This is a genomic window from Streptomyces sp. NPDC058240, from assembly GCF_042882135.1.
In the GTDB taxonomy this organism is placed as follows: Bacteria; Actinomycetota; Actinomycetes; order Streptomycetales; family Streptomycetaceae; genus Streptomyces.
Genome location: NZ_JBHVWT010000001.1, coordinates 142232 through 161021, shown reverse-complemented (window position 1 = coordinate 161021; position 18790 = coordinate 142232). Strand labels below are relative to the sequence as shown.

Here is an 18790-nt window from a genome sequence, read left to right as displayed (position 1 = left end):
GCCGGAGCCATCGGGCCCGGACCGCCCGGTACTGTCGGCCGGGATGGACAAGACCCTGATCGTGACCAACGACTTCCCGCCCCGCCCCGGCGGCATCCAGGCCTTTCTGCACAACATGGCACTGCGCCTGGACCCCGGACAGATCGTCGTGTACGCCTCGACCTGGAAGCGGACCCCCGAAGGCGTCGCGGCCACCGCCGCCTTCGACGCCGAGCAGCCGTTCACCGTCGTGCGCGACCCGACGACGATGCTGCTGCCGACCCCGCGGGTCACCCGGCGCGCGGTACGGCTGCTGCGCGAACACGGCTGCAGCTCCGTCTGGTTCGGCGCCGCGGCCCCGCTCGGGCTGATGGCACCGGCGCTGCGCAGGGCCGGTGCCCGCCGCCTGGTCGCCACCACCCACGGGCACGAGGCGGGCTGGGCCCAGCTGCCCGCGGCCCGGCAGCTGCTGCGACGGATCGGCGAGGGCACGGACACGATCACCTACCTGGGGGAGTACACCCGCTCCCGGATCGCCCCCGCGCTCACGCCCGGGGCCGCGGCGCGCATGGCCCAACTGCCGCCCGGCGTCGACGAGAAGACCTTCCACCCGGGGTCGGGCGGGGACCGGGTCAGGGCCGGGCTCGGCCTCGCGGACCGGCCCGTCGTCGTCTGCGTGTCACGGCTCGTGCCGCGCAAGGGCCAGGACACGCTGATCCTCGCGATGCCCGCGATCCTGGCGCAGGTGCCGGACGCGGTGCTCCTGATCGTCGGCGGCGGACCGTACGCCGAGGAGCTGAAGCGGCTGGCCGGGGAGACCGGGGTCGAGGAGTCCGTGCGGTTCACCGGACCGGTGCCGTGGGAGGAGCTGCCCGCCCACTACGGTGCGGGCGACGTCTTCGCCATGCCGTGCCGCACCCGTCGCGGCGGCCTGGACGTGGAGGGCCTCGGCATCGTCTTCCTGGAGGCGTCCGCGACCGGTCTGCCGGTGGTGGCGGGCGACTCGGGCGGCGCGCCCGACGCGGTGCTCGACGGCGAGACCGGGTGGGTGGTGCGCGGGGACAGCGTGGAGGAGTCGGCCGACCGGATCGTCACCCTGCTCCGCGACCCGGAGCTGCGGCAGCGGATGGGGGAGCGGGGACGGGCCTGGGTCGAGGAGAAGTGGCGCTGGGACCTGCTCGCCGAGCGGCTCCGGGCACTGCTCTGACGACCGGGACGTACGCATGAGAGGGGGCCCGCACATGCCGTGCGGGCCCCCTCTCATGCGTACGTCCCGGTCGTCAGCCCCGGTAGATCGCCTCGATCTCGTCCGCGTAGTCCTTCGCCACCACGTTCCGCTTCAGCTTCAGCGACGGCGTGATGTGGCCCGCCTCCTCGGTGAACTGCGAGTCCAGGATGCGGAACTTGCGTACCGACTCCGCCTTGGACACGGCCGCGTTCCCGTCGTCCACCGCCCGCTGAACCTCGGCCAGCAGCTCCGGGTCCTCGCGCAGCGACCGGGCCGTCGAGCCGGCCGGCTTGCCGTGCTCCTCGGCCCAGCGGCCCAGGAACTCCTCGTCCAGGGTGACCAGCGCGCCCACGAACGGCCGTCCGTCGCCGACCACCATGCACTCGGCGACCAGGGCGTGCCCGCGGATCCGGTCCTCGATCACCGCGGGAGCGACGTTCTTGCCGCCCGCCGTGACGATGATCTCCTTCTTGCGGCCGGTGATCGCGAGATAGCCGTCCTCGTCGAGGGTGCCGATGTCGCCCGTGTGGAACCAGCCGTCGGCCAGCGCGTCGGCCGTCGCCGCCTCGTTGTTCCAGTAGCCGGTGAACAGGTGCTCGCCGTGCAGCAGCACCTCGCCGTCGTCCGCGATCCGCACGACCGAACCGGGCAGCGGCTGGCCGACCGTACCGATCTTCTGCCGGTCCCACGGGTTGAAGGCGGTGGCCGCACAGGTCTCGGTCAGGCCGTAGCCCTCCAGGACCGTGAAGCCGATCCCGCGGTAGAAGTGGCCGAGCCGCTCACCCAGCGGCGCGCCGCCGGAGATCGCGTACTCGCCGCGCCCGCCGAGCACCGCCCGCAGCTTGCCGTAGACCAGCCGGTCGAAGACCTTGTGCTTCAACTTCAGGCCCAGGGGCGGGCCCTGGGGGGTGCCCAGCGCGCGGCTGTAGGTGATCGCCGTGTTGGCGGCCTTGTCGAAGATCTTTCCCTTGCCGTCGGCCTGCGCCTTGGCGCGCGCCGCGTTGTACACCTTCTCGAAGACCCGCGGCACGCCGAGGATCAACGTCGGCCGGAACGAGGCCAGTTCATCGGTGAGGTGCTTGATGTCCGGTACGCAGCCGAGCTTGATCGGGGCCATCACCGAGGCCACCTCGACCAGCCGTCCGAAGACATGCGCGGCGGGCAGGAAGAGCAGCACGGAGCACTCGCCGGTACGGAAGAGCGGCTTCAGTCGTTCCACCACGTTGCCGCACTCGGCGAAGAAGCTGCGGTGCGTGAGCACACAGCCCTTGGGGCGGCCGGTGGTGCCCGAGGTGTAGACGATGGTGGCCGGGTCGTCCGCCTTGGCGCTCACCATCCGCAGGTCCAGCGTCTCGTCCGAGACGTCCTCCCCGATCGCCGTCAACCGGCGGATCGCGTCGTCCTCGATCTGCCAGATGCCCTTCAGGGCCGGCAGGTCCGCCTGGACGGAGACCACGGAGGCCTGGTGCGCGTCGGATTCCACGAGGCACAGGGCGGCGCCGGAGTCGCCGAGGATCCACTGGATCTGCTCGGGCGAGCTGGTCTCGTACACCGGGACGGTGACCGCGCCCGCGCTCCAGATCGCGAAGTCGAGCAGTACCCACTCGTAGCGGGTGCGCGAGAGCAGGGCCACCCGGTCACCGGCGTCGACGCCCTCGGCGATCAGCCCTTTGGCGACGCCTCTGACCTCGGCCAGGAACTGTGCGGCGTTCACATCGGTCCACGTGCCCCCCACCTTGCGGCTCATCACCGCGACATCGGGATGCTGAGCGGCATTGCGGCGGATGAGATCCGTCAGGTTGCCGTCCGAAGGGACCTCGTACAGGGCCGGAAGGCTGAACTCGCGCAAGACTGCTGCTCCTCATCGGGCTCCGGTGCCACGGCTCTGTGTGACGCACCGGCTGCGGTCCAAGACTGGCGGGTGCTCAGTGGGGTGAGCACGACTGGACTGCCCGGACGTTACCCACGAGTACTCGGTTCCCGATAGGGGGTTCCGGCCAGATGTCTTATGCGTCACACACCACGGTGACCCTTGGGCGCACAGTAGTCCACCCGCGTGACCGGGCGGCGATATTCGCAGGTCCGGCGGCCTCTACCGAGGTGACCGGCAGAGTTCTAAGGTGATCGTCATGCGAGCCGGACCGGACAGCCCAGGCACATCGACCCGACAGCGCACCCGCATCCACGTCGTCAGCGACGTGCACGGCAACACCGAGGCGCTGGCCCGTGCCGGGAACGGCGCCGACGCGCTGGTCTGCCTCGGTGACCTGGTGCTCTTCCTCGACTACGCCGACCACTCGCGCGGCATCTTCCCCGAACTCTTCGGGGTGGAGAACGCCGACCGGATCGTCGCGCTGCGCACCGCGCGCCGCTTCGAGGAGGCCCGCGAGTTCGGCCGGGGCCTGTGGGCGGGCATGGACCGCAACGCCGCGATCGTCACGGCGGTGCGCAAGCAGTACGCCGCACTCTTCGCGGTCTTCCCCACACCGACGTACGCCACCTACGGCAACGTCGACATCCCCGGCCTGTGGCCCGAGTACGCACACCCCGGCACCACCGTCCTGGACGGCGAGCGGGTCGAGATCGGCGGCCGTGTCTTCGGCTTCGTCGGCGGCGGCCTGAAGACCCCGATGAACACCCCGTACGAGATCGGCGACGAGGAGTACGCGGCGAAGATCGAGGCGATCGGCCCGGTCGACGTGCTCTGCACCCACATCCCGCCCGAGGTCCCGGAGCTGACGTACGACACGGTGGCGCGCCGCTTCGAGCGCGGCAGCCGGGCCCTACTGGACGCCATCCGCCGCACCCGCCCGCGGTACGCGCTGTTCGGCCACGTCCACCAGCCGCTGGTCCGCCGGATGCGGATCGGCGCCACCGAATGCGTGAACGTCGGCCACTTCGCGTCCACCGGCAGGCCCTGGGCCCTGGAGTGGTGACAACACCGGCACGGACCCTGGAACGAGGCGCCGCACACACGCGATAGCCTTCTGACGGCAGGCCTCTGCCGACGCACCGGTACACCGCACTGGAGGAGCCACGGCGATGGCTGAACACACCAGCTCGAGCATCACGATCGAGGCGGCACCGGCCGACGTCATGGGAGTGATCGCCGACTTCGCCCGCTACCCGGAGTGGACCGGCGAGGTCAAGGAGGCCGAGGTCCTCTCCACCGACGACCACGGCCGCGCCGAGAAGGTCCGCCTCGTCCTCGACGCCGGAGCGATCAAGGACGACCACACGCTCGCCTACACCTGGATCGGCGACTACGAGGTCAGCTGGACCCTCGTCAAGTCCCAGATGCTGCGCGCCATCGACGGCTCCTACGCGCTGGCCCCGCTCGGCGACGGCGACCGCACCGAGGTCACCTACCGGCTGACCGTCGACGTCAAGATCCCGATGCTCGGCATGATCAAGCGCAAGGCGGAGAAGGTCATCATCGACCGGGCCCTGGCCGGTCTGAAGAAGCGCGTCGAGTCCGTCCCGAAGGCCTGACCGGATGCGTACGGTCCTCGTCACCGGCCCCGGCGGCGCCGGCCGTACCACCGTCGCGGCGGCGACCGCGCTGGCCGCCGCCCGCCGCGGCAGGCGCACCCTGCTGCTGACGGCCGACGGCATACCCGGCTTTCCCGACAGCACCGAACCCACCGAGGTCACCGATGGGCTGTGGTCCGCCCGCATCGACTCCGGCGATCACTTCCGCGGCGAACTCCTCGCACTCCAGGACCAGGCCTCCGCCGTGCTCGACCTGCTCGGCGGGAACCGGCTGGACGGCGAGGAACTGACCGAGCTCCCCGGCAGCTCCGAGCTCGCCCTCCTGCACACCCTGCGCCGCGCCGCCGAGGGCGACTGGTCGCGCCGCGGCCACGACCTCCTCGTCGTCGACCTGCCACCGCTGCGCGAAGCACTCGCCCTGCTCGCCCTCCCCGAGCAGCTGCGCCGCTATCTGCGCCGGCTGCTTCCCCCGGAACGCCAGGCCGCCCGTGCCCTGCGACCGATGCTCGCCCAGCTCGCCGGCGTGCCCATGCCCGCCCAGTGGCTGTACGAGGCAGCCGCCCGCAGGGACGCCGAGCTGGCCGCCGTCCAGGCCCTGATCGAGGACCGCAACACCACGCTCCGGCTCGTCGCGGAGCCCGGCCCCGCCGCCGAGGAAGCCCTGCGCACCGCCCGCACCGGCCTCGCCCTGCACGGACTGCGGGTCGACACCCTCGCGGTGAACCGGGTGCTGCCCAGGCACTCCGCCGACCCCTGGTTCGCGGAGCTCGCCGCGCAGCAGGAGAAGACCGTCGACCGCTGGTACGAGGAATGGGTGCCCGAGGCCGCGCTGTGCGAGGTGCCCCACCTCGGCCGCGACCCGCGGGGCCTCGACGACCTCGCCCGCCTCGACACCACGGCCGCCTGCACCGTCTTCGAGACGGCCGGCACCGGTGGCGGCCTCTTCGAGGGCGACGGACTGGCCTCGGAACTGGACGGGCGGAGCCCCGGCCGGGCCGACGACCCCTGGTGGATCGAGAGCCCCGACGTCCCGGACGGCCTCGACGGGCTGCTGCCCGGCGGCCGGATCGTGACGGCCCCGCCGTCCGGCGACGGCGACCCGGTCCTCGTCTGGTGCCTGCCGCTGCCCGGCGCCGTCAAGAAGGACCTCCAGCTGGTCCGCCGCGGCGACGAGCTGCTGCTCACGGTCGGCCCGTTCCACCGGATCGTCCCGCTGGAATCAGGACTGCGCCGCTGCACCGTCTCCGGCGCCGCCCTCACCGACGGGGTGCTCCGGGTCCGGTTCACCCCGGACCCCGGACTGTGGCCGAGGACGGGCTGAACGGCACCCCACGGTTCGGGTAACGTCGGTAGTACGTGCCCCGTATGCCGGGCCGCCGGCACACCACGTCGCAGGAGTCCGCCATGAGCGATGCCACCGATCGTCCCGTCGACGACGACGCGTGGGCGAAGGCCTGCGCCGAGGACCTCGAAGCGGAGAAGGCCCGCCGCCGGGCCCAGCACGGCCCGCCGCCCGGCTCCGCCGCCGAGGAACTGCGCAAGCTGGTCGACGCCGTGGCCGACAAGGTCTCGTCCCTCCAGTCGCCGCTGTTCGGCGCGGCGGCCCAGGGCACCGTGCAGCAGATCATCAAGCAGGCGAAGTCCGCGGTCGAGCCCGTCATCGAGCGCAATCCGGACGTCTTCGACCACATTGCCGCAGCCGGCAGCGAACTCCTCGCCGCCTACCGCTCCGCCGTCGAAGGCCAGGAACGCCGCTGGACCCAGGGCGCCGGGGACCCCGCAGGCAACGAAAAGAAGGCCGACGACCCTTCCGACCCCCGCGACGAGGGCCCCGCCGCAGGCGAACACATCGACCTGGACTGACCGGCCCCGAAAGGCCGGGCCCCCGGCTCGGGTACGGTTGGCCCCAGCGGGGCTCGACCGGAACTGAGGGATTCATGGGACTCACCATCGGCGTCGATATCGGCGGCACGAAGATCGCGGCGGGAGTGGTCGACGAAGAGGGCCGGATCCTCTCGACGTTCAAGGTGCCGACCCCGCCGACGGCTGAAGGCATCGTGGACGCGATCGCGTCGGCCGTGTCCGGCGCGAGCGAGGGCCACCAGATCGATGCCGTCGGCATCGGTGCGGCCGGATACGTCGACGACAAGCGCGCCACCGTGCTGTTCGCGCCGAACATCAACTGGCGGCACGAGCCGCTGAAGGACAAGGTCGAACAGCGCGTCGGCCTTCCGGTCGTCGTCGAGAACGACGCCAACGCCGCCGCCTGGGGCGAATACCGCTTCGGCGCCGGACAGGGCCACGACGACGTCATCTGCATCACGCTCGGCACCGGCCTCGGTGGCGGGATCATCATCGGCAACAAGCTGCGCCGCGGACGCTTCGGCGTGGCCGCCGAGTTCGGCCACATCCGGGTCGTCCCGGACGGTCTGCTCTGCGGCTGCGGCAGCCAGGGCTGCTGGGAGCAGTACGCGTCCGGGCGCGCACTCGTCCGGTACGCCAAGCAGCGCGCCAACGCCACCCCCGAGAACGCCACGATCCTGCTGTCGCTCGGCGACGGCACGGTGGACGGTATCGAGGGCAAGCACATCAGCCAGGCCGCCCGGCAGGGCGACCCGGTGGCGGTCGACTCGTTCCGCGAGCTGGCCCGCTGGGCCGGCGCCGGACTCGCCGACCTCGCCTCGCTCTTCGACCCGTCCGCGTTCATCGTCGGCGGCGGCGTGTCGGACGAGGGCGAGCTGGTGCTCGACCCGATCCGCAAGTCGTTCCGGCGCTGGCTGATCGGCGGCGAATGGCGCCCGCACGCCCAGGTGCTCGCGGCCCAACTGGGCGGCAAGGCCGGGCTGGTGGGCGCGGCGGACCTGGCCCGCCAGGGCTAGGGCCTGTCCGAGCCGGACGCCCGTCGCGCCCCTGTGGGAGCGGCGGGCGTCCGTCGTATCGTGAGACACATGGTCCTGACGCCACTGCCCGACTCCCGTACCGAGCCGGATGGTTCGGCCGTCATCCGAGTGCTCAGCTACAACATCCGGTCGATGCGCGACGACCGCGAGGCACTGGCCCGCGTCATCAGCGCCTGCGCCCCCGACCTGGTCTTCATCCAGGAAGCCCCGCGCTTCTTCCGCTGGCGCAAGCGCGCGGCCTGGCTCGCGGCCCGTACCGACCTGGTCCTCCTCAGCGGCGGTGCCACGGCGGCCGGGCCGCTGCTGCTCTGCTCGCTGCGGGCCACCGTGGAGCGGACGGAGGACGTGCTGCTGCCGCTCACCCCCGGACTGCACCGCAGGGGCTTCGCCACATCGGTGGTACGGATCGCGGGCACCCGGATCGGTCTGCTGAGCTTCCATCTGAGCCTGCAGCGCGACGAACGCCTGGCCCAGACGGAGTTGTTGCTGGAGCGGCTGGACGCGATGGGCGTCGAGCACGCCATCGCGGCCGGCGACCTCAACGACGTACCGACCGGGAGCGCGTTCCGGCGGCTGGCCGAGCGGCTCCAGGACTGCTGGGCGGTCCGGCCGTGGGGCGAGGAGAACACCTACGCGCCGGACAACCCGCGACGGCGCATCGACGCGGTCTTCGCGACGGACGGGATCGAGGTGCTCGGCTGCGGTGTCCCCGCCGGGCTGCCCGGTGCCACCGACGCGGACCTGCGGGCGGCCACCGACCATCTGCCGGTGCTGGCGGCGCTACGGGTGCCCGCGATCAGGCCCTGAGCGGGCGGCGGCCCGCCCGCCGCAGCGCCCCGGCCTCAAAGGCTGTCGGGTGACCTCAGACCACCGCCCCGCGCCCGGGGTCGTCGCCGTCCTCGTCGTCGTCGTTCATCCGAGCCACCAGGGTGACGAAACCGCCCAGGAAGCCGCCGACGCAGATCGTTGTGAGCCACCAGGTCATGTCCCACCGCAGCAGCACCGCGAGCAGCATCAGCACCGGACCGCCGACGACCGCGAGCCAGGCGAACTTCGCCGTGACATCGGCCTCCGGCAGCGGCGGCGGCTCCGGGGGGACGAAATGCCCCTCGTCGCTCCCGTCGAGATCGTCGTCCTTCGGCTCCGCGACCTCGTAGTCGCGCGGGCCCCCGACGCCGGGCGCGAACACGATCGAGCTGCCGAGCGGCTTCTCCGGCGGCTTCGCGGACTTCTTCCCGAGCCCCTTGTCCGGATCCAGGACGTCGGGCTGGTCGTCCTCCGGCAGCGCGAGATCCTCGATCGACCTGAACGGCTTGGCGCCCGGCGGGTCCGGCGGCTCCTCGCCGTACCCCGCGATGATCGCCTGCCACGCCGCGTCCTCGTCGACCGACGGCTCGGACCGGCTGCCGTCGGCGCCCGGGGTCGCCTCCCGGGCAGCGGCGTCCTGCGGGCCCGTGCCGTCGTCGGGCACGGCCGCTCCCTCCGCGGGAAGGGGCTCGCGCTCCTCCTCGCTGCCCGCGCGCTCCGCGTCGTGCTCAGCCACCTGACGTGCTCCCCTTCTTTCCGACGCTCGGGGCGAGGCGGCCGATGAACCGGTAGCTCTCGTCGAAGATCCGCTCCGCATCATGGTCCAACGTCGCGACGTGGTAGCTCTGTTCCAGCAGGATCTCCTCGACGTCCGTCGACGACACCCGGCTGAGGATGCGGGCCGAGTCGGCGGGCGGCACCACATGGTCCTGCGGGCTGTGCAGCAGCACGATCGGCTGCGTGACCTGGGGCAGCTCGGCGTCGACCAGGCGGAAGAACTTCCGCAGCGAATGCGCCGCGTGCAACGGCACCCGGTCGTACCCCACCTCGTCGGAGCCCGGCAGGGCGATGTCGCTCGCCAGCCCCTTCGTCGTCCGCACCAGATGGCGGGCGACCGGCAGCGCGTACGACGACAGGCCGTGCACCTTGTTCGCCGGGTTGACCAGCACCAGACCGCTGATCGCGTCCCCGTGCTTCGCCGCCAGCCGCAGCGTCAGCGCGCCTCCCATGGACAGTCCGAAGACGAAGACCTGGCCGCACCGCTCCAGCAGGGCGCGCAGCTCCCGGTCCACCTCCGCGTACCAGTCCTGCCAGCCCGTGAGCTGCATGTCTTCCCAGCGGGTGCCGTGCCCCGGCAGCAGGGGCAGCGAGACGGTGAGCCCGCGCTCCGCCAGGTATTCCGCCCAGGGGCGCAGCGACTGCGGGGAACCGGTGAATCCGTGGCAGAGGAGGACGCCGACCTCTCCGCCCTCGTGGCGGAACGGCTCGGCTCCAGGAAGGACCGGCACCGGGGTCTCCTGTTCGTGAGGCTCGAAGGGGAGCGAAAGAGGGGAGTGCAGAAGGATTACTTCACCGTACGCGACCGGGCTGACACCGACCAGGGTCGTCACCGCCTCCGGCCGCCGCATCGGCTCCCTGCCGGGCGGGAGCGGGGGCGGCCCACGGGTTAAGGTCTGTCGGACAGCACACAGGAGGCACCCGAGTTGATCTACGGCGCAATGAAGTTCTCCATCGGCGGCTCGCTGAAGCTTGCCTTCCGGCCATGGGTGGAGGGCCTGGAGAACATTCCCGCGCAGGGACCGGCGATCCTCGCGAGCAACCACCTGTCGTTCTCGGACTCCTTCTTCCTGCCGGCCGTCCTGGACCGCAAGGTCACCTTCATCGCCAAGTCGGAGTACTTCACCGCACCCGGCGTGAAGGGCAAGCTGACCGCGGCCTTCTTCAAGGGCGTCGGCCAGCTCCCGGTGGACCGCTCGGGCGCCCGCGGCGCCGGCGAGGCGGCCATCAAGGCGGGCATCGAGGTCATCGAGAGCGGCGGCCTCTTCGGCATCTACCCGGAGGGCACCCGTTCGCCCGACGGCCGTCTCTACCGGGGCAAGCCCGGCGGGCTCGCCAGGGTGGCACTGGCCACCGGAGCGCCTGTCATCCCCGTCGCGATGATCGACACGGAGAAGATCCAGCCGCCCGGCCAGGTGATGCCCAAGCTGATGCGCCCGGGGATCAGGATCGGCAAGCCGCTCGACTTCAGCCGCTACCACGGCATGGAGGGGGACCGCTTCATCCTGCGCTCGGTCACCGACGAGGTGATGTACGAGATCATGAAGCTCTCCGGCCAGGAGTACGTCGACATCTACGCGACGGCGGCCAAGCGGCAGATCGCGGACGAGGCGAAGCGCCGCGCCGAGGCGGAGAAGCACAAGGGCGACGAGTCCGGAACGCAAGGCTGAAGGAACGGTACGGCGCGAGCGCGCCGGTGCCGTCCGGGGGGTGGGGGAAGTGGCCAGGCGCGAGCGCGTCGTACGGATGTCGGTCGAGCAGCCGCTGTGGAGTGCGCTGACGGCGTACCGCATCCTGACGATGCTGTACGCGGTCCTGCTCTCCGTCTTCGGCCGGGAGAAGTACGACCGGCCGTGGGTGGCCGTCGCCTTCCTGGCGGTGATGGTGGTCTGGACGCTCGCCACCCTTCCGAAGGTCGCGGGCGCCGCCGCCTGCACCAAGCGTTTCCTCGGCGCCGATCTGACCATCGCTCTGGCCGGGATACTCCTCACCCCGCTCGCCGACTTCGAGGCCCAGCAGGTCGACGGCCCGACGCTGCCGTCGATCTGGACCGCGGGTTCCGTGCTGGCCTTCGCGATCAAGGGCGGCTGGCGCTGGGCGGCCTTCGCCTCCACCTTCGTCGCCGTCGTCAACATCATCGAGCGCGGTGACCCCAGCCGGGACACCTTCCACAACGTGCTGCTGGTCTGGGTCGCCTCCATCGCGATCGGGTACGTCGTCGAGGTCGCCAGGGCCAGTGAGCGGACCCTCGCCCGAGCCCTGGAGATCGAGGCCGCCACCCGGGAGCGGGAACGGCTGGCCCGGGACATCCACGACAGCGTGCTCCAGGTCCTCGCGATGGTGCAGCGCCGCGGCACCGCGCTCGGCGGGGAGGCGGCCGAGCTGGGCCGGATGGCCGGGGAGCAGGAGGTCGCCCTGCGCACCCTGGTCTCCAGCGGCCTCGTCCCCACCACCCGGGTCTCCGAGGACGCCGCCGAGGGCGCCGTGGTCCGCAGCGTGGAGGTCGACGACGAACCGTCCGGCCGGGCCGACTGCGATCTGCGCTCCCTGCTCGCCCCGCACGCCGGCTCCCGGGTCAGCTTCGCGGAGCCGGGAGCCCCGGTGCTGCTCGCTCCCGCGGCCGCGATGGAGCTGGCGGCCGCTGTCAGTGCCGCCCTGGACAATGTCAGGGTCCACGCGGGGGAGAATGCCCAGGCCTGGATCCTCGTCGAGGACTGGCCGGACGAGGTGATCGTGACGGTCCGGGACGACGGCCCCGGAATCCCGGAGGGGCGGCTCGCCCAGGCCGAGGGGGAGGGACGGATGGGGGTGGCCCTGTCGATCCGGGGGAGGCTGCGCGACCTGGGCGGTACGGCGGAGTTGATCTCGGTGCCCGGCCAGGGCACCGAGGTCGAGTTGAAGGTTCCGAAGGTTTCACGGGGGAAGGCAGGATCAGCGAGATGAGCACGGAGAACACCCGGGGCGCCGAGGAGCGGGCCATCAGGGTGATGGTGGTGGACGACCATCCGATGTGGCGCGACGCCGTCGCCCGTGACCTTTCCGAGTCGGGCTTCGACGTGGTGGCGACCGCCGGTGACGGACCGCAGGCGGTCCGCAGGGCGAAGGCCGTCACCCCCGACGTCCTCGTGCTCGACCTCAACCTGCCCGGTATGCCCGGCGTCCAGGTCTGCAAGGAACTCGTCGGCTCCCACCCCGGGCTGCGGGTGCTGGTGCTCTCCGCGAGCGGTGAGCACGCCGACGTACTGGAAGCGGTCAAGTCCGGCGCCACCGGCTATCTGCTCAAGTCGGCCAGTACGCAGGAGCTGACCGAGGCCGTGCGGTCCACCGCCGTCGGCGACCCCGTCTTCACGCCGGGCCTGGCCGGACTGGTCCTCGGCGAATACCGCAGGCTCGCCTCCGACCCCACGCCGGTCGCCTCCGACGAACCCAAGGTCCCGCAGCTCACCGAGCGCGAGACCGAGGTGCTGCGGCTGGTCGCCAAGGGGCTCTCCTACAAGCAGATCGCGGAGCGGCTGGTCATCTCGCACCGCACCGTGCAGAACCACGTGCAGAACACCCTGGGCAAGCTCCAGCTGCACAACCGGGTGGAGCTCGTGCGGTACGCGATCGAGCGCGGCCTCGACGACGCCTGAGAGCCTGTCGGGTGACCTCCGGCCGGGCGGCCACGCCCTGGCACGCACGCTATCCGATCTGAGGTCACCCGACAGGCTCTGAGCGCCGCGGCCCCGGTCGCCGGCCGGCCCGTTCGGCCGAGCGGTGCGGCAGGGGCATGGGCCGTATATTCGCGATGACCGGCCCCTGTCCCTGATCCGCTGATCCGTGCGACGAACGGGAGAAGTCATGGAAATCCTGGCATTCGGCGTGCAGTCCGACGAGAAGCCGCTGATCGAGAAGGCCTTCGCCGGGCAGCACGAGGTCCGTTGCCTGGACGTCTTCCTGAACAAGGACACCGCCCCCATCGCGGCGGGCTACGAGATCATCTCCACCAGCGTCAACGCCGACCTGGGCGCCGGCGTCCTGCAGACCCTGGCGGCGGGCGGCACGCAGATGATCGCCCAGCGCTCCACCGGCTTCAACAACATCGACCTCGATGTCGCCGAACGCCTCGCCCTGCGGGTCGCCCGGGTCTCGTACTACTCGCCGTACTCGGTCGCCGAATTTGCCTGGACCCTCGCGATGGCCGTCAACCGCCGGATCATCCGGGCCGCGAGTCGCACCCGCGACTTCGACTTCCGGCTCGACGGACTGCTCGGCCGGGACATGCGCGGCCGCACGGCGGGCGTGATCGGCACCGGCAAGATCGGCGAGGCCTTCACCCGTATCGCCCACGGCTTCGGCATGGAACTGCTCGGCTGGGACGTCGCCGAGAACCCCGCCTGCCTCGCGCTCGGCATGAAGTACGTGGAGAAGGAGCGACTGCTCGCCGAGTCCGACCTGATCAGCCTGCACGTCCCGCTGCTGCCCGCGACCCACCACATCATCGGCGAGGACGCCCTGGCCCGGATGAAGGACGACGCGATCCTGGTCAACTCCAGCCGCGGCGGACTCATCGACACCACGGCGCTGGTCACCGAACTGCGCGCGGGCCGCTTCCTGGGCGTCGGACTCGATGTGTACGAGGCGGAGGCCGGGCTCTTCTTCCTCGACAAGTCGCTGGAGGGCGTCGACGACGACACCCTGGCCCGGCTCGTCACCTTCCCGAACGTCATCGTCACCTCGCACCAGGCGTACTACACCGAGGACGCCGTGGGGCAGATCATCGACGCCACCGTGCAGAACGTCGCCGACTACCTGGCCGGCCGGCGCAGCGACAACGTCCTGGTCCCGGCGCTCCCGGCGAGCTGAGACCCCGGATCGCCCCGGGGTCCCGTCCGCCCCTTCAGCCGGCCACCGGCAGCCCCGCCAGCAGCTCCGCCACGATCGTCGCGCCGCGCAGCGTCAGCACCGACTCCGGGTGGAACTGCACCGAGGCGAAGCCCGGCCCGCGCAGCGCGTGCAGCTCACCGGTCGCCGCGTCCACGCTCGCCCCGACACCGTGCGTGGCGAGCTCGGTGACCACCGCCTCGTCGCAGCGCGCGGTGAAGCTGTTGTAGAAGCCGACCGTCTCCGGCCGCCCGAACAGCTCGATCCGGGTCTGCGCGCCCTGGTGCGGCACGGTCTTGCGGACGATCTCCAGACCCAGCTCCGCCGCGATCAGCTCATGGCCGAGGCAGACCCCCAGCAGGCCGTGCCGGTGATCACGGACCAGCTCCGCGGCGAGTCCGCGCAGCAGCCGCATCTTCGGATCGGCGGTGTCGCCCGGATTCCCCGGCCCGGGACCCAGCACGACCGGACCCTCGTGCGCCCGCACCCGTTCGCGCAGCCCCGGCTCGTCGTAGCGGTGCACCGCCACATCGAGGCCCGAGGAACGGAGCAGATGCGCCAGCATCGCGGTGAAGGTGTCCTCCCCGTCGATCACCAGCGCCCGTCCGGACAGCTCCTGCGTACGCTCCTGCATCCGCAGCCAGAACGGCGCGAGACCGTCCCGCCGGGCGTCCAGCGCGGCCTGCACGCGCGGGTCGCCCGCCAGCCGCGGCCGGGCCGCCTCGTCCCGCGGCCGGCCGGGCCGCACCCCCAGCGCGGCGAGCACGCCGGCCGCCTTCGCATGGGTCTCGGCGACCTCGCCGTCCGGATCGGAGTGCCGTACGAGCGTCGCCCCGACCGGCACCCGCAGCTGCCCGCCGGCCGAGATGTCGGCGGTACGGATCAGGATCGGCGAGTCCAGGGTCTGCGCCCCGCCCGGCTTCTGCCGCAACAGCGCCAGGGCCCCCGCGTAGTAGCCGCGCCCGCCGGGCTCGTACCGCTCGATGACCCGGCAGGCGTTCTGCACCGGGGAGCCGGTGACCGTCGCCGCGAACATGGTCTCCTTCAGCACCTCCCGCACATCCAGCGAGGAGCGCCCGCGCAGCTCGTACTCCGTATGGGCGAGATGGGCCATCTCCTTGAGCCGCGGCCCGATCACCACCCCGCCCATGTCGCCGACGGTGCACATCATCTTGAGCTCCTCGTCGACCACCATGGAGAGCTCCTCGGTCTCCTTGCGGTCGGCGAGGAAGGCCAGCAGACCCTCCGGGGTCGGGCCCTCGGCGGGGTAGCGGTACGTCCCGCTGATCGGGTTCATCACGACCGTCCCGCCGGACATCCGCACATGCACCTCGGGACTGGCGCCGACCAGCGTCCGCCCGCCCGTCGCCCGCCGCCCCGACGGGGAGGGCCCTTCGGGTCCGCTGTCGCCCGTGTGCACGACGAAGGTCCAGTACGCGCCGCGCTCACCGGCCAGCAGCCGCCGGAAGAGGGCCAGCGCGTCGGCCCGGCCGAAGCCGGGGATCTCCCCCCGGAAGGTCCGCCGGATGACGAAGTTCGCGCCCTCACCCTGCCCGATCTCGTCCTCGACGACCCGCCGGACGATCCCGGCGTACTCCTCGTCCCCGACGTCGAACGCGCCGCCCTCGACCCGCACGTCCCGGACCGGCAGACGGTCCAGCACCTCGGCGAGCGGCAGCTCGTACGTCTCGTCCGCGACCAGCACGGACAGCGGTGTCCCGTCGTCGCGCACATCGAAACCGCGCTCGGCGATCTGCCGGAACGGCACCAGGGCGAGCGAGGGCAGCTCCCCGACCGGGAGATCGGCGAGCCGGTCCACTTCCCGCACCCGGCCGATCAGCACCTCGACGGTGTCCTGGTCGCGGCCGGGGGTGCGCCTGCGCAGCAGCGCGAACGGCGGGCAGTCGTCACTCAGGAGTCTGTGGACGACGACGTCGGTGCGGTGAGGCATGGGGTGTTCCTTCCGGATGGAGGAACGGCTCCCGAAAACGCGGAAAAGGCCGCCCCTCGGGCGGCCTTCGCGTGGTCTGTCGCGCGCGATTGTCAGTGGGCCGCCGGATGAGCGGTCCACCACCAGTTCTGGTTTGTCTGCGCGAACATGTCCTGAACCCTAGCGGACGCCGATGACGTCCGAGCACGCGTCTCATCTATTGAGCTCGCGGATGGACGCACCGCCGGAACCCGTAATGTTGAGGTTGTGACCGTGAACGCCAATACCTCCGTCGCCGGTGGCAACACCTGGCGAGACCTTCCCGCGGCGCAGCAGCCCGAGTACCCCGATGCCGAGGCTCTGCGCGATGTACTCGCGGACCTCGCGTCGTATCCGCCCCTCGTCTTCGCGGGCGAGTGCGACCAGCTGCGCGCCCGCATGGGAGCCGTCGCCAAGGGCGAGGCGTTCCTGCTGCAGGGCGGTGACTGCGCCGAGGCCTTCGACGCCGTGTCGGCCGACCACATCCGGGCCAAGCTGAAGACGCTGCTCCAGATGAGCGCCGTCCTGACGTACGCGGCCTCCGTGCCCGTCGTCAAGGTGGGCCGGATCGCCGGGCAGTACTCCAAGCCGCGCTCCAAGCCGACCGAGACCCGCGACGGCGTCACCCTGCCGACCTACCGCGGCGACTCCGTCAACGGCTTCGCCTTCACCGAGAAGGACCGCGTCCCGGACCCGGACCGGCTGAAGCAGATGTACCACGCATCCGCTTCCACGCTGAACCTGGTCCGCGCCTTCACCACCGGCGGTTACGCCGACCTGCGCCAGGTACACGCCTGGAACCAGGACTTCGTGAAGTCGTCCCCGTCCGGCCAGCGCTACGAGGCGCTCGCCCGCGAGATCGACAACGCGCTGAACTTCATGAAGGCGTGCGGCACGGACCCGGCCGAGTTCAAGGCGGTCGAGTTCTACTCCTCGCACGAGGGCCTGCTGCTGGACTACGAGTCGGCGCTGACCCGCACCGACTCGCGTACCGGCGAGCTGTACGACACCTCCGGCCACATGGTCTGGATCGGTGAGCGCACCCGCCAGATGGACGGCGCGCACATCGAGTTCGCCTCAAAGATCCGTAACCCCATCGGCATCAAGCTCGGCCCGACGACCACGGTCGACGAGGCGCTCGGCTACATCGATCGCCTCGACCCCGAGCGCGAGCCCGGCCGGCTGACCTTCATCGTCCGGATGGGTGCCGACAAGGTCCGCGACAAGCTCCCGGCCCTGGTCGAGAAGGTCACCGCATCCGGCGCCACCGTGGCGTGGGTGACCGACCCGATGCACGGCAACACCTTCGAGGCCGCCTCCGGCCACAAGACCCGCCGCTTCGACGACGTCCTGGACGAGGTCAAGGGCTTCTTCGAGGTGCACAAGGGCCTCGGTACGCACCCGGGCGGCATCCACGTCGAGCTCACCGGTGACGACGTCACCGAGTGCGTCGGTGGCGGACACGAGATCTTCGTGGACGATCTGCACCAGCGCTACGAGACGGCCTGCGACCCGCGGCTCAACCGCAGCCAGTCGCTCGACCTGGCGTTCCTGGTCGCCGAGATGTACCGGGACCAGTAGGCGTCACCGCAGGTGGCGCGCGTACGACTGTGGGGCACGGATCGATGTGATCCGTGCCCCACAGGGCGTTCGGAGGCTTTCAACGCCTTTCGGCGCCGGGTAAGGTTAGGTTAGCCTCACCGATAGACGGGGTGGCAGCCAACGACCGATCCCGCCGGGAGGTGAACCGCGTGTACGTCTGCTCGTGCTTCGGCATCACGGAGAAGCAGGTCAAGGAGCATGCGGACGCCGGGGCGTGCACACCCCGGCAGATAGCCTCGGCCTGCAAGGCGGGCACCGACTGCGGCGGCTGCGTCCGGGCCATCCAGGCCGTGCTCGGCCGCGGCGCCTGCCCGCGCCGCGAACTGCTCGACCGGAAGCGGACCCCCGGCCCCGCCGACGAGGCCACCACGGGCGCCGGATCGGGGGCGGACCCGGGCATCGCTCCCGGCATGGCGCCGGGAATCCCGCTCCACGACGCGGCCTGACCCTTCCCGCCGGTGCCGGTCCAGGGCCTTTCGTTTGGATCAGGCCGGATCAGGGAGCGGGGCACGCGAGCCCGGCATGATCCAAACGAGAGACCCTAGCTGTCCGGCTGCTCGATCAGCTGGGCGATGTACAGCGGCTCGCCGAGCTTCTCGACCAGTTCCAGCTGGGTGTCGAGGTAGTCGATGTGGTGCTCCTCGTCCGCCAGGATCGACTCGAAGATGTTCGCGGACGTGATGTCGCCCTTGCCGCGCATCAGTTCGATCCCACGCTTGAGGCGGTCGATCGCCTCCACCTCGACCTGGCGGTCGGCCTGGAACATCTCGGTGACGGTCTGGCCCACCCGTACATGGAACAGTCGCTGGTAGTTGGGCAGTCCGTCGAGGAAGAGGATGCGGTCCGTGAGGATCTCGGCGTGCTTCATCTCGTCGAACGACTCGGAGCGGGTGTACTTCGCGAGCTTCGTCCAGCCGAAGTTGTCCTGCATCTTCGCGTGCAGGAAGTACTGATTGATGGCAGTCAATTCTGCGGTCAGCTGCTCGTTCAGGAACTCAAGGACCTCGGGGTCGCCCTGCATCGCAGAGGCTCCTTCCAACCGGTGAACTGGGCAAGTTGGCCGCATCCTGTCATCGCACCCGATGGGCGTCCAGTAAGTATAGGCTTACTGCGAGTTGTCCGGATTGCCCCCGCCCTGGTCGGGACCACCCCTGCCTGTCTGTCACCATGGAG

At 71.2% G+C, this 18790-nt stretch carries 19 protein-coding genes; 13 read left to right on the top strand and 6 right to left on the bottom strand.

Going from position 1 to position 18790, the window contains the following annotated elements:
- The first annotated feature begins 43 nt into the window (after positions 1-43).
- Entirely contained in the window at positions 44-1186 is a 1143-nt protein-coding gene (locus ACFVX4_RS00735; protein ID WP_389970397.1) for a glycosyltransferase family 4 protein, read from the top strand.
- A gap of 73 nt (positions 1187-1259) precedes the next feature.
- On the opposite strand, the gene ACFVX4_RS00730 is transcribed toward ACFVX4_RS00735, so the two are convergent.
- Positions 1260-3056 (bottom strand): AMP-dependent synthetase/ligase, encoded by a 1797-nt coding sequence (locus tag ACFVX4_RS00730; protein ID WP_389970394.1) that lies wholly within the window; start codon positions 3054-3056, stop codon positions 1260-1262.
- 280 nt (positions 3057-3336) lie between these two features.
- Between ACFVX4_RS00730 and ACFVX4_RS00725 the strand changes: the two genes are divergently transcribed.
- From ACFVX4_RS00725 to ACFVX4_RS00700, 6 genes are all read left to right on the top strand, one after another.
- Complete coding sequence (locus ACFVX4_RS00725; protein WP_389970392.1) at positions 3337-4143, top strand: metallophosphoesterase; 807 nt, start codon at positions 3337-3339, stop codon at positions 4141-4143.
- Positions 4144-4249: 106 nt separating this feature from the next.
- On the top strand, positions 4250-4699 hold the full coding sequence (locus ACFVX4_RS00720) for an SRPBCC family protein (RefSeq protein WP_072483258.1): 450 nt from the start codon (positions 4250-4252) through the stop codon (positions 4697-4699).
- Between the two features lie 4 nt (positions 4700-4703).
- Positions 4704-6020, top strand: a complete 1317-nt coding sequence (locus ACFVX4_RS00715; RefSeq protein ID WP_389970389.1) for an ArsA family ATPase — start codon at positions 4704-4706, stop codon at positions 6018-6020.
- An 83-nt stretch (positions 6021-6103) separates the two neighbouring features.
- The gene (locus tag ACFVX4_RS00710) at positions 6104-6562 is read left to right on the top strand and encodes a DUF5304 domain-containing protein (protein ID WP_389970386.1); all 459 of its coding nucleotides are present in this window, start codon (positions 6104-6106) and stop codon (positions 6560-6562) included.
- A gap of 74 nt (positions 6563-6636) precedes the next feature.
- The gene (locus ACFVX4_RS00705) at positions 6637-7578 is read left to right on the top strand and encodes an ROK family glucokinase (RefSeq protein WP_385327057.1); all 942 of its coding nucleotides are present in this window, start codon (positions 6637-6639) and stop codon (positions 7576-7578) included.
- Between the two features lie 69 nt (positions 7579-7647).
- Positions 7648-8406 carry an endonuclease/exonuclease/phosphatase family protein gene (locus tag ACFVX4_RS00700; RefSeq protein WP_389970383.1) on the top strand — a complete coding sequence of 253 codons (759 nt, stop codon included), beginning with the start codon at positions 7648-7650 and terminating at the stop codon, positions 8404-8406.
- A gap of 55 nt (positions 8407-8461) precedes the next feature.
- Here the strand turns inward: ACFVX4_RS00700 and ACFVX4_RS00695 are convergent, their stop codons facing one another.
- Both ACFVX4_RS00695 and ACFVX4_RS00690 read right to left on the bottom strand, forming a co-directional pair.
- Entirely contained in the window at positions 8462-9142 is a 681-nt protein-coding gene (locus tag ACFVX4_RS00695; protein ID WP_389970380.1) for a hypothetical protein, read from the bottom strand.
- Positions 9135-9914, bottom strand: coding sequence for an alpha/beta hydrolase (locus ACFVX4_RS00690; RefSeq protein WP_389972033.1), 780 nt, complete (start codon positions 9912-9914; stop codon positions 9135-9137). Before ACFVX4_RS00690 ends, ACFVX4_RS00695 begins: the two co-directional genes overlap by 8 nt.
- 195 nt (positions 9915-10109) lie before the next feature.
- Between ACFVX4_RS00690 and ACFVX4_RS00685 the strand changes: the two genes are divergently transcribed.
- The 4 genes from ACFVX4_RS00685 (at position 10110) to ACFVX4_RS00670 (ending at position 14028) form a co-directional block, all read left to right on the top strand.
- Positions 10110-10853, top strand: a complete 744-nt coding sequence (locus ACFVX4_RS00685) for a lysophospholipid acyltransferase family protein (RefSeq protein WP_389970378.1) — start codon at positions 10110-10112, stop codon at positions 10851-10853.
- A 49-nt stretch (positions 10854-10902) separates the two neighbouring features.
- A complete protein-coding gene (macS, locus tag ACFVX4_RS00680; RefSeq protein WP_389970375.1) occupies positions 10903-12126 on the top strand; it encodes a MacS family sensor histidine kinase in 1224 nt (407 codons plus the stop codon).
- Positions 12123-12815, top strand: coding sequence for a response regulator (locus tag ACFVX4_RS00675; protein ID WP_389970372.1), 693 nt, complete (start codon positions 12123-12125; stop codon positions 12813-12815). The genes macS and ACFVX4_RS00675 overlap by 4 nt, the downstream gene beginning before the upstream one ends.
- Positions 12816-13023: 208 nt before the next feature.
- Positions 13024-14028: a 2-hydroxyacid dehydrogenase gene (locus ACFVX4_RS00670; RefSeq protein WP_266420366.1), complete on the top strand. Its 1005-nt coding sequence runs from the start codon at positions 13024-13026 to the stop codon at positions 14026-14028.
- 34 nt (positions 14029-14062) lie between these two features.
- On the opposite strand, the gene ACFVX4_RS00665 is transcribed toward ACFVX4_RS00670, so the two are convergent.
- Complete coding sequence (locus tag ACFVX4_RS00665) at positions 14063-15997, bottom strand: anthranilate synthase family protein (protein ID WP_389970369.1); 1935 nt, start codon at positions 15995-15997, stop codon at positions 14063-14065.
- 92 nt (positions 15998-16089) lie between these two features.
- The gene (locus tag ACFVX4_RS00660; RefSeq protein WP_107408160.1) at positions 16090-16146 is read right to left on the bottom strand and encodes a trp operon leader peptide; all 57 of its coding nucleotides are present in this window, start codon (positions 16144-16146) and stop codon (positions 16090-16092) included.
- Between the two features lie 103 nt (positions 16147-16249).
- On the opposite strand from ACFVX4_RS00660, the gene ACFVX4_RS00655 reads away from it, so the two are divergent.
- The gene (locus ACFVX4_RS00655) at positions 16250-17596 is read left to right on the top strand and encodes a class II 3-deoxy-7-phosphoheptulonate synthase (protein ID WP_266420370.1); all 1347 of its coding nucleotides are present in this window, start codon (positions 16250-16252) and stop codon (positions 17594-17596) included.
- A gap of 161 nt (positions 17597-17757) precedes the next feature.
- Positions 17758-18063, top strand: coding sequence for a bacterioferritin-associated ferredoxin (locus ACFVX4_RS00650; protein WP_389972031.1), 306 nt, complete (start codon positions 17758-17760; stop codon positions 18061-18063).
- Positions 18064-18158: 95 nt separating this feature from the next.
- Here the strand turns inward: ACFVX4_RS00650 and bfr are convergent, their stop codons facing one another.
- Positions 18159-18638, bottom strand: coding sequence for a bacterioferritin (gene bfr / locus ACFVX4_RS00645; RefSeq protein ID WP_124718145.1), 480 nt, complete (start codon positions 18636-18638; stop codon positions 18159-18161).
- Between the last annotated feature and the right edge of the window lie 152 nt (positions 18639-18790).